Origin of the sequence: Vibrio sp. SCSIO 43137, assembly GCF_028201475.1 — a bacterium.
Lineage (GTDB): Bacteria > Pseudomonadota > Gammaproteobacteria > Enterobacterales > Vibrionaceae > Vibrio.
The window spans coordinates 275404-292142 of the sequence record NZ_CP116384.1 but is presented as its reverse complement, the minus strand read 5'-3'; the positions used below and the strand labels follow the sequence as shown (position 1 = coordinate 292142).

10 protein-coding genes and 1 pseudogene are annotated in these 16739 nt (G+C 42.8%); 4 read left to right on the top strand and 7 right to left on the bottom strand.

The window, feature by feature from the left end:
- Positions 1 to 4: 4 nt before the first annotated feature.
- The 4 genes from PK654_RS17110 to PK654_RS17095 form a co-directional block, all read right to left on the bottom strand.
- Positions 5 to 2617 carry a TcfC E-set like domain-containing protein gene (locus tag PK654_RS17110; RefSeq protein WP_271700217.1) on the bottom strand — a complete coding sequence of 871 codons (2613 nt, stop codon included), beginning with the start codon at positions 2615 to 2617 and terminating at the stop codon, positions 5 to 7.
- A gap of 87 nt (positions 2618 to 2704) precedes the next feature.
- Positions 2705 to 3157 (bottom strand): hypothetical protein, encoded by a 453-nt coding sequence (locus tag PK654_RS17105; RefSeq protein ID WP_271700216.1) that lies wholly within the window; start codon positions 3155 to 3157, stop codon positions 2705 to 2707.
- Positions 3158 to 3258: 101 nt separating this feature from the next.
- The gene (locus tag PK654_RS17100) at positions 3259 to 3843 is read right to left on the bottom strand and encodes a hypothetical protein (protein WP_271700215.1); all 585 of its coding nucleotides are present in this window, start codon (positions 3841 to 3843) and stop codon (positions 3259 to 3261) included.
- 458 nt (positions 3844 to 4301) lie between these two features.
- On the bottom strand, positions 4302 to 6611 hold the full coding sequence (locus tag PK654_RS17095) for a leucine-rich repeat domain-containing protein (protein WP_271700213.1): 2310 nt from the start codon (positions 6609 to 6611) through the stop codon (positions 4302 to 4304).
- A 319-nt stretch (positions 6612 to 6930) separates the two neighbouring features.
- Between PK654_RS17095 and PK654_RS17090 the strand changes: the two genes are divergently transcribed.
- Complete coding sequence (locus PK654_RS17090) at positions 6931 to 7701, top strand: acetoacetate decarboxylase family protein (RefSeq protein ID WP_333909668.1); 771 nt, start codon at positions 6931 to 6933, stop codon at positions 7699 to 7701.
- 42 nt (positions 7702 to 7743) lie between these two features.
- Here the strand turns inward: PK654_RS17090 and PK654_RS17085 are convergent, their stop codons facing one another.
- Positions 7744 to 8484: a LytR/AlgR family response regulator transcription factor gene (locus tag PK654_RS17085; RefSeq protein ID WP_271700211.1), complete on the bottom strand. Its 741-nt coding sequence runs from the start codon at positions 8482 to 8484 to the stop codon at positions 7744 to 7746.
- A complete protein-coding gene (locus tag PK654_RS17080) occupies positions 8469 to 9551 on the bottom strand; it encodes a sensor histidine kinase (protein WP_271700210.1) in 1083 nt (360 codons plus the stop codon). The genes PK654_RS17085 and PK654_RS17080 overlap by 16 nt, the downstream gene beginning before the upstream one ends.
- A 307-nt stretch (positions 9552 to 9858) precedes the next feature.
- On the opposite strand from PK654_RS17080, the gene PK654_RS17075 reads away from it, so the two are divergent.
- Positions 9859 to 10839, top strand: coding sequence for an aldo/keto reductase (locus PK654_RS17075; RefSeq protein WP_271700209.1), 981 nt, complete (start codon positions 9859 to 9861; stop codon positions 10837 to 10839).
- Between the two features lie 79 nt (positions 10840 to 10918).
- Here the strand turns inward: PK654_RS17075 and PK654_RS17070 are convergent, their stop codons facing one another.
- Positions 10919 to 12541, bottom strand: a complete 1623-nt coding sequence (locus PK654_RS17070) for a PTS fructose transporter subunit IIC (protein WP_271700207.1) — start codon at positions 12539 to 12541, stop codon at positions 10919 to 10921.
- A 485-nt stretch (positions 12542 to 13026) separates the two neighbouring features.
- Here PK654_RS17070 and PK654_RS17065 point away from each other — a divergent pair.
- Positions 13027 to 13515: pseudogene (locus PK654_RS17065) on the top strand (fructose PTS transporter subunit IIA); the annotation flags it as partial.
- Between the two features lie 144 nt (positions 13516 to 13659).
- A complete protein-coding gene (gene mngB / locus PK654_RS17060; protein WP_271700206.1) occupies positions 13660 to 16299 on the top strand; it encodes a mannosylglycerate hydrolase in 2640 nt (879 codons plus the stop codon).
- The last annotated feature ends 440 nt before the right edge of the window (positions 16300 to 16739 follow it).

Below are 16739 nucleotides of genomic sequence, written 5' to 3'. Positions count from 1 at the left end.
CAGGTTACCTGTTCTGGGTCAGTTTATCGGAATCTGAGTTTGATAAGGCATAGTTTTGCAGTTCAAGAATAACTTGCTTGTTATTGGAGGCAGCCCCCTCCTGTAAGGACATCAGTTTTACGAAATAGTGATCATTGCCATTGAACAATATCTGTATAATTTCCATATCCGACATGCTGCTCTTATATCTCTCGATAACGTTGCTATCAAATGATCCAAGATAATAGATACGTTCATCTTTGTTACCCAGACCTTTAATTACAGCCTGCAAGCCTGTTTCGTCTTCTTCAATTTGCGGGAAACATTGGCTTTTACCGTATCTGTTATCCAGATAGCTTTCATGTAAGGCACAAATCTGTTCGTTTGCCGAAAGCTGAAACCTTTTACCTTTTTGTACTGAAACGTTATAGACACCATCACCAACCTTAGTGATAGATGTACAGCCCTGGCAATCGACGTTGTTAATTGGTTGGTTATTGAAGTCTTCAAAAAAGGTCAGAACCGATACTATTTGATCAAAGGTAGTGACGAGTTCTTTAATGGTACCGGGATAACTGAACATATCAGATTGTTCAACTTGCCGGTGTGAATAGCCGCTTAACTCAGTATCAAGCTTAAAACCGTACTCATTATAGGAGTCAAGACCCACTAGGGTATAGTCACCTTTGATGATCTTGCTACTGTCATTCAGACCATTCTTACGCACCTTTATCAGGCCCAAATCATCGTAACGCTTCTTAGCATTAAAGTTATCGTTTCTAACCGCCAGATAAGAGGGAGCTTTCTGTCTTGAGGCGTAAACACTATCCGACGTTATAATTGCTGTAGATTCAATATCCGCAGAAAAACTGTGATAGTCCTGTGAAGTACCATTCGCATAGATATTGGCGTTAAATTTGTTGTTATGGGCATTTCCTTTTAATCCGTAAGCAACCCGAGAGCCAGTACGGTCAATATACTGAGACACATCTGCTCCACCAGACAGCTTCACCCCGTTAACTTCAAATTGTTCGGGGGAGTAACGCAAACTGCTATTTGTCCTGACTTGACTACGTTCTGAATAATCTATACCAGAAAAGAACGACAAACTGTCATTCAGGTTGATTCGAATCCCCAATGAAAAGACGTGTTCATCTAAAGAGCTACCCATAAAACTTTTCTGATAACGGTAACCCACATCAAAAAACACATTTTCGAACAGCTGCTGGTTATATCTGGCTGATAGATTGAAATTGCTCAGGGCTGACCCCGGAGTGCGGCTCTTCTCAATATAACGGTTAGCAAAAATACTCAGTGTGCCGCTGTATATAGCCGACGAGTAAGACGCACTAGCTTGTAAATAATCATTGTTTCCGTAGCGAATGCGACTTAGGGTGTCTGAACTTCCGGTTTGCAGCATTTGATAGTCAAAGCGCAGGTTATCAAACTGAAGACTGCTATTGAAAAGGTAACCATCTCTGAAGTGATTGATATAAGCCCCTAAGGCAAAATCTGAGTCCGAATACTTGGCACCGATACCTGCCGACACACTATTGCCATTAAACTGAGAATTGCCGCCAATCAATAGCCTGTCACTAAGCAGGGAGTAAGTCATACCCAGATCGAAATAGCTTTGTTTATGTTCCTTGTTGTCCCATTCTCTGCTTGATTGCATTGCTGTCATTGTATAGTCGTAGCCACGTAAAGAGGTTTCAGAATTGTTGTTATGTATGATTTTCCTGATGGACTCTTCTGGGAAACCGGTCGGCTTCAATACAATAGTGACATCATAGTTACCCCTTGGCAGATCACGGTAACTGACATTGTGTTGCCCCTTGGAGACAGAGTCGGTATAGATTATCTTTTCTCCCCTGCGTACCTCGATAATGCCTTTGGCCTTCATATCAAAGTAGAGTTTTTTGCTGCTGCCAGTCTGTTTAATTAACAGGTTATCGTTAGAGAAATAGGTAACTCCCAGAGCCTCATCATTACGGGTAAAGTCAAACCCTGACGTTGAGTTTTCTGCAATATCTCCCCTTTGGGTTTCGAATACTTTTAAAGAACGCCCTTCCAAGTCATAGGTATATGAGAACTCCTCCAATTCAACGTCATTATTAGCGTTATCACTGGCATAGGCTGATGCTTCAGCATGAACATGGGCACGACCAAACCCTATAGTCGTGTTGTTGCTTAATGTTGCATTACTGTCATTTTTGTAGTGGTTAGTAAAAAGGCGGTTAGTGGAAATAATCGCCCTGCGGTCTTCACCTAGCTGAGTAAATCCGATACTCAGGATATTTCCCGACAAGTAGCTTGCCGGTACTTCTACCTTGGCTCGTTGTGAAGAGTAGTAATAGGTGAATAACACCGGGCCGAAAACAGAGCTATCGGCAACTGATTGGTAAACGGCCTCAATATACTCTTCAGCTACGCCTGATCTGGCTAGTGCCTGTTTTAGCTTGTCTGGCTCTTCAACCGTTTTTATGCCATCGAAGTTGGCAACAACAGATATGGATACCGTGACATTATTAGGAAGTTCAAATATCACCGGAGTCGATTTGTATTCATAAAAGTGTTCAAAGCCGGGAGGGATAAACTTTTTGCCGGCATAAGCAGCAGAAGTAAAGAGTGTACTCAAAAAGTACAATAACCAAACTGGTAAGAGTAACGCCAAAGTCTGATAGCCCTTGCTTGCGGTATTAGGAAGAGATACACAGGCCATCATTTAGAAGTCCAGCCCGATAGTCAGTGCGATGGCCCCACTACATTTTTTGTCTTTGTTCAGGTTTGCCCGGTGATTAAATGTGACCAGAAAGTTTTTCTTCACCCAGAGATGATTTTTATCCTTTGAGAAATCAGTAAACTTTACTTCTACTCCGGAATCGAGTTTCTGATCACCCAACACGTACTTTGGATAAACAGCGCTTGTAAATTTTCCGTCATGATCAACACATTCACCACCAACAAAACTCGGTGTTATTTTGTACCCGGCATCAAATATGCTCGGAATATCCGTGCTGACAATCAACTGCGTATTCACCGGTTCAAGCTGACCCGTGTTCATATCAATATCTACTCTCAAATCGGGCGTTTCAAACCTGAACTCAGTAATCCTGTATGAAAAAAACTTTTTGTTTTCGATTACTGCTGTTAGAGATAGTTTTTTATCCTCTGTCATCCATGCCGATAACAAGGGAAAAGAGAACAACAGCAGAGATAAAATAAAAAACTTTTTCATAAGCAATTAATGCGGCCTGTTAAAGACCGCATTTTTCAGGTTTATTTAGTTACGAAAGGAACATCTATACGCAGTATGGAAGTAGCAGTAATAACATCTCCGGCAATAACATTAGTCATAGCTCCACCAAAACCATTTCTGATTTTCCATGTGGATTGCCAGGCAGTCGCCGGATCTGTCTCTTTTTTGACCATGTTAGGTCTGATAACTCTGTCGTTTTTTAAGATAAAGACATCCACTCTGGAAAGATCGACGCCTTTTTGGGATACAAATGCGGGTGCACTAACACGGTAGTTTATAGATTGGGGTGCCACACCTGAGCCGGAGGCAGTTTCCGTGCCCACCATAACTGGGGTAGTCGCCTTGCTGGTGGCTTCATCCCAATAACGAACTTCTACCTTCACTGGATCGGATTCAAAGCTACCATTTGCTTTGAGGTTCAGGCCGACACTAGCAATTGACTCTCCCCCTTCTCCTGTAATGGTAATCCACTTTCCATTAACCACTGTCGGGATTGTCGCCTCCCATGTCAGGGTTACATTCGCTGTATCTACGGTATTTGCCGCTGGACCTGCTGCAAACACTCCAAAAGGTAGCAGTCCGGTAAGAGCCGCTACAGATAGCATTGTCTTTTTCATATTAATACTCTTTTGTTGATAATATCATTTGTGGAATTTATTGAATTCACTTTCTCATTCGCTCCACAAAATAATCCTATTATCTTTATTTTTAGCAAAATTAGCATCGACAACCTAAATTTAAACAATAATGCAAATATTGCTATTAACTTAAATTAGGATTGATACACTTCAAATATCAAAAAACAACAAAACCAAACAAAACACATTCAAATATCAAGCACTTAGACGTTTGAATTTAAAAGAAGACAAAGTGTAAGAATATATTTTCTCTTTATTATAATTTGCGACTGATTTATCAAAAAATATTACAATATCAGCATTTAGTAGTTACTTTATTATTGGTAACTTTTATTTACGTCAATTATTTATATTGTAAAACCAATTTATCAATCAAACAAAATCGTCTGAGCAATGCTCAGACTTTCTATACTGTATACAATACGCTAGGTTCCGATATATTCCAGGCCGAAATAAACCGTTTCACCAACCTGAATCATGTCGTTATTATCAACAGGAGTTCCGTCATTATGATAGAGCACCCAGCCGGCGGGGGTGAACATTCTCTTGAGATCTTTTCCCAGAATACTTTTTCCGACAACGGTGACTTTTCTCAAAGCGTCATGGCCGTCAAATACTGCCGCTTCAACCCTATTTATTGCTCCGGATAACGTCACGCTCACAAGTTCGTTTTTGTTGAAAGCCCCCCGACGAATAATTGAAACGGTTTTCGGAATGGTTATATCGGTTAACTTGTTAAGCCGAAATGCAGCGGCTCCGATGGTGTTTAAACCTTCGTTCAGTTCTACACCTTCCAATTGATTACTCTGGAATGCGCCATCATCAATCTTTTTAACGCTTGCGGGGATGGTAACATCCGTTAACTGATTCACATTAAAAGCATATTTGCCAATAGTCTCCAGACCATCATTAAAAGTCACCTTGGCCAACTTGTTGTTTGTAAATGCCCCCGACCCAATCGTTTTAGCGTCTTTAGGTATACTCAGGCTGGTTAACTGGTTGTTCGCAAAAGCCCCTTCGCCAATAGTGGTTAAGCTATTGGGGAGTACTAGGTTCTTCAGGTCGTTGCTGGCAAATGTATAATACCCGATTGATGTTATACCTTCTTCAATCACCAGACTGGTTAAGTCTTTACCATATTGGCTTGTGTTGGCAAATGCCTGACTTCCGATACTTTTAACCTCTACCCCATTGATACTACTGGGAATATAGATTTCCGTTCCGATTACTTGGGTGTCAGATAAAAGCTTGGTGATCATGTTGCCACTCATCAGGACGTCGCTTGCCTGAAGTATGTAGCCAACTTTTTTCATGCAAGTGACATAGTAGCCTTTACCGTCGCTAGCGAGATCCTGACCATTCGATAAACTGACCACGCCAAAAGTGTCATCAGTCACTTGAACAAGATAGCCTCTGGATAAAGGCCAGTTTTTCTGGTTATTCTTATCACTTTGCCAGACGGACTTCAGAAGTTCAGCGGTAGGCAGGGAACCCTTATCGGCACAGTAGGACTTAGCATTATTATTTTTAAACACGGCTACTGCGGGGATTGCCGGATGAGCGAAGTCAATAATGAAACCATCATGAGCAACGTTTGCCTGACTGGCCTCTTGTTCTGTCAGCGGGGCGGAATAAGCATAACCGTTATGATAATAAGGCTCCCATAGGCTCGCAGCATCCTGCCCAACGGTTATCCGTATCAACCCGGCATCAAAGCCGCCTTTATGATCGGTTACCACCGCGTTGACATAGTAATGCCCGGGACGTTCAGCTTTAAAGGTAAATTTTTTATTCTCAGGGTTAAATTTATCAGCGAGTGCCACTATTGCATCAAATGAGACCACCTGAATAAGCTGAAAACCGCTACTGTTCTCAACAGTAACATAAGGAGTAATGTCGATATTGGTACCATCAAGGGCAACCGGCTTACTGATAACAATTTTGTCCTGAATAGTGATACCTTGTGCACTTTTCTTTGATACTGCGACCACTGCAGAACCAGCCTTAACGCTACCACCACCGTTTTTCAGCGTATATAAGATACGCTTGTTACCTTCGAAATTTACATCCGGTTTGTATGTAATCGTTTTATTGTCTATATCCAGCGTTATATCTGAGGAGCTGTCTTCGGGAATCAGAACATAATCGTTCGTAAGGGTATAGTCCGTTAGATCAGTTTTGTCACCGGCAGCGGCCAGTTGTTCAGCAATTTTGATCACCAAAGTTTCGCCCTGATAACCTGATACTCCAAAAGGCACCAGCTCCGCCTGATTGGCATCTTTGGCCATCACAACACGGCTGATACCACTCTGTTTACCAACCAGTTGCCGCTTAACAAAAGCTTCATCCAGTCCCACGGTATATTGGTAGTCGCACACCATTGCTCGGTCAGGAACAATGTTAAAGCCTGCTTTATCCCTGTTCAGAGGACGGCAACTTGGATCGGAAGAGAGCACCTCAATATCTATAACTTCGATCGGCTCCCCACCCGATCGCATTACCTTTTCAGTAATATCGACCCGCACTTCTTGCTGCTCATCGCTCTGAACCACTTTATAAAAGTCCTCTGCATAAACAGAGACATACTTATTAGCCTGATTTTCATGCTCGTGCTGTATACCGGAAGAGTCCGTTCCGGACTCACCGCCACCGCATGCAGTTAAAGCAAAAAGTAGACATGGAACGACGAGAGTTTGACTCCATCTTTTTAACGTATTCGCTTTTAAATCAGGCATAAAACCACCACTTATCAATTAAGGCCGTCAGTGTGAAATGAGCAAAAGCACACAATCAGGCTTTGGATACATGGCTGCCTATTATCTTTTTTTGGCCAGTCGATTGATTAGCAAGAAGGAAGTAATACAGTTCAACTTGCTAACACGCGGGAATAATGTATTTGAAAATGCTCTTTGCTGAGCACAGCTCACTTTGCAGTGAAACCAGATACCCTGATATGTATGAAATGCACGATTTGGTGTATCAGTGGAACAGCACGCTATCCTTGCCTGCCATATAATTTTTCATCTGATACTTTAAATTTATCCGGATAAAAAAATGAAAAGAACCTCGAGTTTATGGCTTATTCTAATGTATTGTTTTTTCTCAGTTACATCTAGCTATGCTGCCGATACAAAGAGTGATCGCAGATTTACCTATTATGAAAATGACGGTGTATTTCTATACTATGAAACGAAAAATTCTGAAGCTTACCGGGAACTGCTCCCAAGTGAGTTTGATATGCCCGACAACCTCTATATCAACGCATTTATTGCCGATTTCTACAAAATGGACGCCCGGACAGAGCCCTATAAAGAAGCTTCCATCTTTTTATTAGCAAAGTATCAGGGCAGAGAGATATGGCACTGTATTTTTATGCCGGTAACAAGTGAACAGTCACGCAGAGCAGGGATCCGCAGGTTAGGGTTCCCTAAAACGATGGGAGAAATCTCTTTTTCAAGAAACGTTGCGAAATATGAAGGTAAAGCGATTACTGAAGATAACAGGGAAATGATTTTATCTGTCGACACTGATGGATATCAGATGAGCGAAGAAGAAAGAGTACTTATAGATCAACTCTCTGTATTACCAAGAATGAATATTCTTTCTGGCAATGTTATTGAGATGAAGAGAAACCGAAGAAAAAGCATACTTACTCTGGCAAACCGGGCTCCGGATAAAATCAACTTAATCGCGGGAAAAGGAAGTATAGAGTTTAAAAGCGAGAGTTCAGGCACCTCTTTTCATGCCTTGGATTTAGCAGCGGATAAGGTTCTTGCAGCTTACTATCTGAAAAACTCAATACCGTTCAGGTTAGGTAAAAAATAACGAATTATGTACGGTAGATCGCCTGTAAAATCGGGCGAACTACTATAAATTAATACGTGATTTAAGGTTAGGGAACTGGGACCTGGATACAGGAAGCTTTAAATCATTAAAACTCTTTAACGTAATATACGTTTGTCTATTAATAACTTCCGTCATTACAATATCGCTGATGTTAACGATATAACTACGGTGAATTCTGATGAAATAGTTCCCGGGTAACTTCTGGCAAAAATCATCCAGAGACATATCCGTTACGATCGTTTCAACTTGGTGCTCTTCTACTCCAATCCTAGTTAAATGTAACCGCCTGTAGCGCCCGATACCTTCAATATAAGCAATACTCTTCCAGCTTAATAGATAGTTTTTTGAGCCGTCAGATACAGTAAGGCTTTCGTTATTAAGCTGAGCTTCATTCAATAGAGTCTGTCTGATATTAGCTATTTTATTCAGGCATTGCTGAAGCCGTTCCGGGCGGACAGGTTTCATCAGGTAATCAACCGCTCTTGTAGAAAATGCATTCAATGCATACTGCTGATAGGCCGTGCAAAATACCAGATGATAGGGGTAATCGTCTGTTGAATCAGCGACAGAAAAGCCATCAGCCCCCGGCATTTCAATATCAAGAAAAACAATATCCGGCCTTTTATTATTAATCAGCTGAATCGCACTATGTGCATCACCCGCTTCTCCGACTATTTCCATCCCTCCTGTTTGCTTAACTACAGCAGAAAGTTGTCTTCGCGCAGCAGGCTCATCATCTACAATAATTACTTTTCTGACCATAAATTTAACTGTTTCTGTATCTCTTGAGGGCTGTACACTTTCGCAGGCAATTTCACTGTTACGCACCCACCTGAAGGCAGAGATTCTAACATAAAATAACTATTATCAGGATAATAGACCCTAAGGGTTTCCGTTACTATTTTAAGCCCTGTACCTAACCGTATATTTTTATCATCAAAAGATGGGCCGTTATCAGAAACCTTAATATACAAGTCATCATCAATTTTTTTAATTGAAACCCAAATCTTTCCGTCATTTACATAAGGTGCTATTCCATGAGTTATGGCATTTTCGATAATTGGAAGCAATATTAACGGTGGTACTGCCATCGTATTACAAGATGAGTCACACTCTACTTTATAGTGTAACTTATCTTCATACCTGCTTTGCTGTAAGGTCATATAGAGTTGAACTATTTCTAACTCTTCGCACAACGGAACGAGTGTATCTGTCGACATATCAACGGTTTTTCTTAGCAGGTCTGATAAGTCATAAATAAGCTGCTGACTTCTCTGTGGTGAGGTTACCGCGTCGGCCGCTATTACATTCAGGGTATTAAATAGAAAATGCGGATTACTCTGCGCTCTTAAGGCTTCACTCTCTATCAGCTTTATGTTCATTCGCATAGCAAGTTGCTTTTCTCTCTCAACCATCACATAAAGAATAGTGAGATATAGAACCACCTGTAACATCAAAAACAGTAATAAACCGACCCGAAACTCCGGATATTCCTGATTTTTCAAAAGGTATATGGTTAAATCTGACAGTAAGACTGAACATATAATCAGCATCAGATATATCATCAAATTAGAAATAAACTTATTAAATACTACCCTTCCTTGTAATAGCTTTTCAGTTATTGTTGTAAGGATAAAGAAAACAATAAATATCGACCAAATTTTAATCGCAGCGGAAACAATAAAAATAATGGAGATCTGGGTAGCCGATGCAGTAACAATTGAAATATTAACCAGATTAAAAAGTGGCCAGATCAATAGATATAGCAAAAACCTGACTTTTATATTAACACCAAGAATCGAACGTCTTTTTGAGAGAAAACTAGCCATATAAGGTGCCGTGTCATGAAAATTAACATGCTCATAATGATAGTCTGGCTATTATTGAGCTCATATTTTACCCGTTAGAATATCATTCTGTTTTTCAGATGAATACCGTAATAGCATCAGGCAAAGAGACAGATGTAAACCTGTGCTCCTTTGCACAAAATGTGACCCACCCCTGCCTCAGCGTTTATCTAATTAAAAATGGCTGGAAAATATTTATAACAAGGGCATTATCAAAGAGTTAGCATTTTTTCTAGCCGATTCTGATAGGGGTTACCGGCCAGGTTTTACTCAATAGGGGGAGTAACAAGTGATATACAAGCAGATCAAAAACCTTAACGCATCCGCTGTCGGCTTTGGTTGTTGGGCTATTGGCGGCACCTGGAATAATGTTTCCGATCAACAGTCAAAACGGGCAATAAAGGCTGCTATCGAAACGGGCATTAACTTCTTTGATGTTGCCCCTGTTTACGGCAAAGGCCACGCTGAAAGCGTATTGGGACAGGCACTGCAAGGAGAGAAGCGGGAAGAGATCATTATCGCCTCTAAGTTTGGCCTGCCATGGTCACAAGATGAACGACAAGAAGTGCGCAATGACACCAGCAGAGCCAATATTTTTAAAGAAATTGATGACTCCCTTCGCCGCCTGCAGACAGACTATATCGATCTGTATCAAATCCATTGGCCGGATCCGGACACACCTATAGCAGAAACGGCAGATGCGCTTTCAGAACTGAAAAAACAAGGCAAGATCAGGCATGTTGGTGTCTCAAACTATTCTCTGGAAATGACCAGTGAAATGATGGAGGGCGTAGAAGTGGCAAGCTTTCAGGGACTCTATAACCTGTTAGAGCAAAACCCTGAGCACTACCATAATATTCCCCTTCAATACCGTGCACGAGACGAAGCGCTGCCCTTCTGTAAACAGCATGATCTGAAGTACTTACCCTACTCACCACTGATGCAGGGCTTACTGACCGGCACACTTATGCGCTCTGGCAACTGGGATAAAAATGATGACCGCAGCAACAACCCCAAACTAAACGGAGACGCCTTCGAACCTTACTTTAACTGTGTTGAAGAGCTGAAAAGTCTGGCAAATGACGCAGGTATACCATTGGCACATCTTGCCATTCACTGGCTGGTTGCCCAGCAAGAGGTTGGCCCGGTCATCGCCGGTGCTTACACTGTAGAGCAGGTGCAGGACAATGCTGCCTTTATTCAATCATCCGCCGGCACTGAACTGCTGCAACGTGCAGAACAAATCGTTGCGAAATGGGATTTGAAATAACCTGAATAGGGGCACCAACAGGTAAAATAGAAAAAGGTCTGACCCAAAAGCCAGACCTTTAAATTTTTTGTAACAAAGATTAACTATTCACTTCTGTCAGCTTCCTGTTCTCTTTGCTGGTCATCTTAAGGCCGATAGTTAACACCATTGAAACCGCGATACCAACTAAGAAGTAAGCCAGCCACTCCATCGGGTTACCGATTACCGGCAGCATAAATACTGCGCCACCCGCGACGGTACCAATGGTTATTTTTGAAGACAAAATCAGGCCGGCAGCAATACCACCACCAATCATTTGAGCAGGGATAATACGCATTGGATCTTTTACAGCGTAAGGAATTGCACCTTCAGTGATACCACAGAAGCCCAGAATCGCAGTTGAAGGCCCCGCAAGGCGATCTTCTTTATCGAAGAAGCGTTTAAACACAACAGACATAATACCCAGAGACATACCCGGAATACATTTAGCCGCAGTAAAGGCCGCATAGAAGATAGAAGCATCACCGGCAAACTCGCCACTGGTACCCACACCAATACAGAACAGATAAGCCGCTTTGTTTACCGGGCCGCCCATATCGAAACACGCCATTGCACCAAGGATAAAGCCAAGAACTAACAGGTTACCGGTACCCATAGAAGTCAGCCAGTCAACCAAACCTGTGTTTAGTACCGCGAAGAACTTACCCGGGCCTGCGTACATAAAGATAAGGGTGGCAATACCAGCCAATAGCGGAGTGATAATAATCATCTTGACAGACTCAAGTACCTGCGGAACTTTAATCTGACGTACCAGCATAACAAACAGCGCTGCGGCTGCACCGGCAACCAGGCCACCAAGGAAACCGCCTGTCATTATTGAAATCTTGCCAAAACCACCACCGACAGCAACATAACCACCGACAAAGCCGGGAGCTAAACCAGGTTTACCCACCATACCGTAGGCAGTGAATGCCGCAAGCACACATATCAGTAACGGGTTAAAGGCTTTTAATGTACCGTAGTAAAGGAAGTGGACAATGCCCTGAAAAGAGGATTCAAATTTCGCTTTCGCCTCAGGTTCTGCAATCGCTGCGTAAACCTCTTTCTTAATGGCTCCGATTTCACTGTTCGCCAGACCTTCAGAGGCATTCAAAATACCAAGGTCAGCATAGGTTTTTCCGGTGTATTCCGTCAGTATGGCTTCATCATAAAGGTGGGTGTAATCGTAGCCAAAGAACAGGTTAAGCAAACCCACACAAAGACCACCAATAATAACAAGAGGAATGATGTGCGATACGCCGGAAAGAGCGCCTTTGTACCAGGTTTTCAGGAAGTTAACCACGATGTTATCGTTGCTCTCCTCACTTTCAGAAAACTGGTTTACGCTGGCAATCGCTTTTGCTGTAGAGCCTCCCGCTTTTACTTTCTCTTCAAGGGCATCAAGCATATCATCGGCGTTTTTAATGCCGTCTTTTACCTTACCCTGAACGGAGATGAGACCCTCAAATCGTTCAGCTTCAATCACACCAACATCAGTAGCGAAGATAATACCGTCCGCTTCCGCAACGTCTTGTGCTGTGATTTTACCATCAAGGCCGTTAGCTCCTTGCTTTTCCACTTTGATTTGCCAACCGCGGGCCGCGGCTTTCTTCTCTAGATTTTTGGCCGCCATATAGGTGTGGGCTACACCGGCGGTACAGGCTGTAATCGCTAAGATCTTCATCTGATGTTCCTTTGCGTCGTCTTGTGTCAATCGATGACTATATTGTTACCCAATTTGTTTTATTTGATCTGTGACACCCATCTCATTTGCTAGCATTCGTATTAAATTAGTATCAAAGCAAAAATTAAAATCAACAAATACAAATTAGCCCATTATTTTAGTTTGTAGTAGCCACAACAGGATAATTCCACTCATTTTTCCACATACACAAGGGAAGCATTAGTGTTAAATCTATCTTGCAGCCTTTTATTTACCAACATTACAACGAATTAACTAAGCTCTACATACTCAACTCCATCAGACGATCATTAATTCATACCTATACCAGCCATCATCATAACTCCCTCAAAAACAAAGAGAATACAAATAATAATACATATTTAATTATAAAGGCGATCAAGATCACAGATTAATTGTATTGGATTGGTATCATTTAGCCATTACTGAACAGGTACTACTCACTAATGTATTAACGGGATAAGATTATGAACCTTACCACTCTGACTAACCCTGCACTGATTAACCTGCAAACCAGCTTTGAGAGCCGCGATGAAGCCATTGAAGCTCTGGCTGATCAACTGAACCAACAAGGCAAACTTCATAGTAAAGCGGAATATCTGCAAGCCGTTTTTGCCCGTGAAGCTCAGGGGCCTACAGCATTGGGAGAAGGTCTTGCTGTTCCTCACGGCAAAACCGATGCAGTGAAAGAAGCAGCGTTCGCAGTCGCTACCCTGAAGCAAGACCTTAAATGGCAAGGACTGGATGAAGAAGAAGATGTAAACCTGATTTTCCTGATTGCCATACCGAATGCAGAAGCTGGTTCAACCCATATGCAGCTACTAACAGAACTTACCAGCACGCTAGTCGATGATGATGTTCGTGAGGCGGTGCTTAAAGCAACGACTACAGATCAAATTCTTTCCCTGTTAAATGATGAAGAGCCAGAACCTGTCGTTACTGACGAACCCGCTCCTGTAACTGAGGAAGTGATTCAGGGTACTGAGAAAAAAGGCTTTTTCGGCTCAATCGCATCCAAGATATTCGGGTAACGCCTTTTTGCCTAACCCACTAATTCAATTTAAGCCGTATAGCCAACAGTCTTTAAAAGGTACAAAACAATGACAATATCACGCGTTCATATCACTCCACACATGCACTGGGATCGCGAATGGTACTTCACAACAGAAGAGTCCCGTATTCTGCTTGTAAACAACATGGAAGAGATCATGCAGCGTCTGGAGAAGGATCCAGAGTACAAATATTACGTTCTTGATGGTCAGGCCGCCGTTCTTGAAGACTACTTCGCCATCAAGCCGGAGAACAAACAGCGCGTTAAAGCGTTGGCAGAAGCGGGCAAACTGATTGTCGGCCCATGGTACTCACAGACAGATACCATGCAGGTTTCAGGCGAGTCAATTGTACGTAATATGATGTACGGGCTACGTGACTGTCTGGAACTTGGCGAACCAATGAGAATTGGCTATCTACCCGACTCCTTCTCTATGAGCTCTCAGTTGCCGATGATCTATAACGGCTTTGGCATTGATACCGCCATGTTCTGGCGTGGCTGCTCAGAACGTCACGGCACAGACAAAACTGAGTTTTTGTGGCAGTCGAACGACGGCTCCGAAGTCATGGCACAGGTGCTGCCCCTTGGTTACGCTATTGGTAAATACCTGCCACAAGATGAAGAAGGCCTGCGCGCCCGTCTGGATAAATACTTCCCTGTTCTGGAAAAGCCATCGGTGACTAAAGACATTCTGCTGCCAAATGGTCATGACCAGATGCCTATCCAGAAAGATATCTTTGAGGTAATGGATAAACTGCGTGAAGTTTACCCAGATCGCGAATTTGTAATGAGCCGCTTTGAAGAGGTATTTAAACGCATTAGCGAAGAGCGTGACAAACTAGACACGGTAAAAGGTGAGTTCAATGACGGTAAATATATGCGTGTTCACCGCACCATCTCTTCAACCCGTATGGACATCAAGCTAATCCATGCCGAAGTTGAGAATAAAATCGTCAACATTCTTGAGCCCCTTGCCTCTATCGCATGGTCTCTTGGCTTTGAATATCACCACGGCCTGATAGAGAAAATGTGGAAAGAGAGCATGAAAAACCACGCTCACGACTCCATTGGTTGTTGTTGCAGCGATAAAGTACACGCAGAGATCCTCAACCGCTATATTCTGGCGGATGATATGGCCACCAACCTTATCAACTTCTATAAGCGTAAGATCGTTGATCATATGCCGGCGCGGGAAGATTGCGACAAACTGGCTCTGTTTAATCTCTCTCCTTATCAGCGTGAAGAGGTGATAAATACCACCATTACTATCCGTGCAGAGCAGTTCAATATCTTTGATGATAACGGCAATCCCGTTGAGTACTTTATACAAGACCAGCGCATTATCGACCCGGGTAAAATTGACCGCCAAATTGTTCACTACGGCAACTACGACCCGTTTATTGAGTACGATATTCAGCTTAACTACGCAGTGCCGGCCATGGGCTTTACCACTCTGCATATTCAGGTTAACGAAAAGGGTCGTCTGAAGTTTGCCGAGCAGAAAGAGTATCTTCTGGAGAATGAGTTCTACCGCATCAATGTGAACGACAACGGCACGCTGACGATATTTGATAAAGAGACAGAACATACTTTTGATCAGGTTCTTCGTGTGGAAGACGGTTCAGATGATGGTGACGAGTACGACTACTCGCCATCCCGAAAAGAGTGGCTAATTTATTCAGACCAGTTTACAGCGGAAACCAATATTACCCATGAAGGCTATCAATCTGTTGCCAGTATTAAGCTGCGAATGAATGTTCCAGCAAATCTGCGAGAGCGTGAAGAACGCACAGGCCAGAATGGCTATGTAGATGTAGATTGCAAAGTAGTACTTAAACAAGGTTCACGCCGTATTGAAGTGCGTATGGAGCTGGATAATCAGGCCGATGATCACCGCCTGCGTCTGCTTGTGCCTACTCCCTTTGTATCTGAGTACGTGGTGGCTGACAATCAGTTCGGCCTGATCACCCGCCCGGTTAACGACCCTGCAATGGCCGTGTGGGAAGAGGAAAAATGGAAAGAGGCGCCGGTTCCTGTTTATCAGTTAATGAACTTTGCCGCACTGGAAAACAGAACTGGTGGTATGGCACTGATGACCAATGGTCTGCGTGAGTTTGAAATCATCTCATCCAAAGGTAATGAACAGCGCGATACCTTTGCATTAACCCTACTACGTGGTGTGGGTGTACTGGGTAAAGAGAACTTGCTGCTTCGTCCGGGTCGTCCGTCTGGTATTAAGATCCCGACACCGGATTCCCAGACCCGCGGTAAGATCGCCTGTGAGTTCAGCCTGTTTGGATTCGCCGGAAATCACATCGAAGCAAACATCATGGCGGAAGCCCGCGACAATGTGACGCCAATTCAGTGCTATAACAAGATTCCATACAACGCCATGAAGCTGAATGTCGCCGAACAAGACAAGCCACTCAGCTACTCTCTGCTGCAAAAAGAGCAGAAAGGCACGGTACTGAGTGTGCTGAAGAAAGCAGAAGACGATGAAGCGCTTATTGTGCGTGTCTACAATCCGGCAGAACAAGGCATGATTGAAGACCATATCGAGTTTACTCAGCCAGTTACCGTATGGAAACAGGTGAGATTGGACGAGAAGGAACTGGATACAGAAGAAACATCACAATCATTTGGTCAGCTAAAACCCTGTCAGGCCAAGTCATTTAAAGCGAGATTTTAGGGACAGACACTTAAAGACGTTTTAAGGACAGTCACCTTTAAGGAAGTTTTAAGGACAGGCACTTTCAGAGAGCACTTTCAGAGACAACTAAACCAACTCAGCACACCCGTTACTGGTGTGCTGAGCTATTTCTGAATCATTTGCAGATCCCGCGATATTAACTGGAGCTGTTACGCAGCTTGGGGTCATCGCTAAAACCACCAACCAGTAGTAGAAATAGTTATGAAATTGAAAATGTACAATACATTATAGAAATGGAACTTGTTTATTGGTACGAACCTTCGCAAAAAGACAAGTGCAAGGTACTTAGCTTAATCTTATTGAAATTATACTAACTAATTATCCAACTGATTGATTATACGGTAACAAAATAGCACTTTTGATAATAGATCCATCCGGACAAAACTAGCGTTCTAATGCCTTAAACTCAACAATGCAAC

Bases quoted from the DNA above. Each gene is read 5' to 3' on its own strand.
- PK654_RS17105 (WP_271700216.1), bottom strand. From the start codon at position 3,157: ATGACAGAGGATAAAAAACTATCTCTAACAGCAGTAATCGAAAACAAA.
- PK654_RS17080 (WP_271700210.1), bottom strand. From the start codon at position 9,551: ATGGCTAGTTTTCTCTCAAAAAGACGTTCGATTCTTGGTGTTAATATA.
- PK654_RS17070 (WP_271700207.1), bottom strand. From the start codon at position 12,541: ATGAAGATCTTAGCGATTACAGCCTGTACCGCCGGTGTAGCCCACACC.
- PK654_RS17095 (WP_271700213.1), bottom strand. From the start codon at position 6,611: ATGCCTGATTTAAAAGCGAATACGTTAAAAAGATGGAGTCAAACTCTC.
- PK654_RS17100 (WP_271700215.1), bottom strand. From the start codon at position 3,843: ATGCTATCTGTAGCGGCTCTTACCGGACTGCTACCTTTTGGAGTGTTT.
- mngB (WP_271700206.1), top strand. From the start codon at position 13,660: ATGACAATATCACGCGTTCATATCACTCCACACATGCACTGGGATCGC.
- PK654_RS17085 (WP_271700211.1), bottom strand. From the start codon at position 8,484: ATGGTCAGAAAAGTAATTATTGTAGATGATGAGCCTGCTGCGCGAAGA.
- PK654_RS17090 (WP_333909668.1), top strand. From the start codon at position 6,931: ATGAAAAGAACCTCGAGTTTATGGCTTATTCTAATGTATTGTTTTTTC.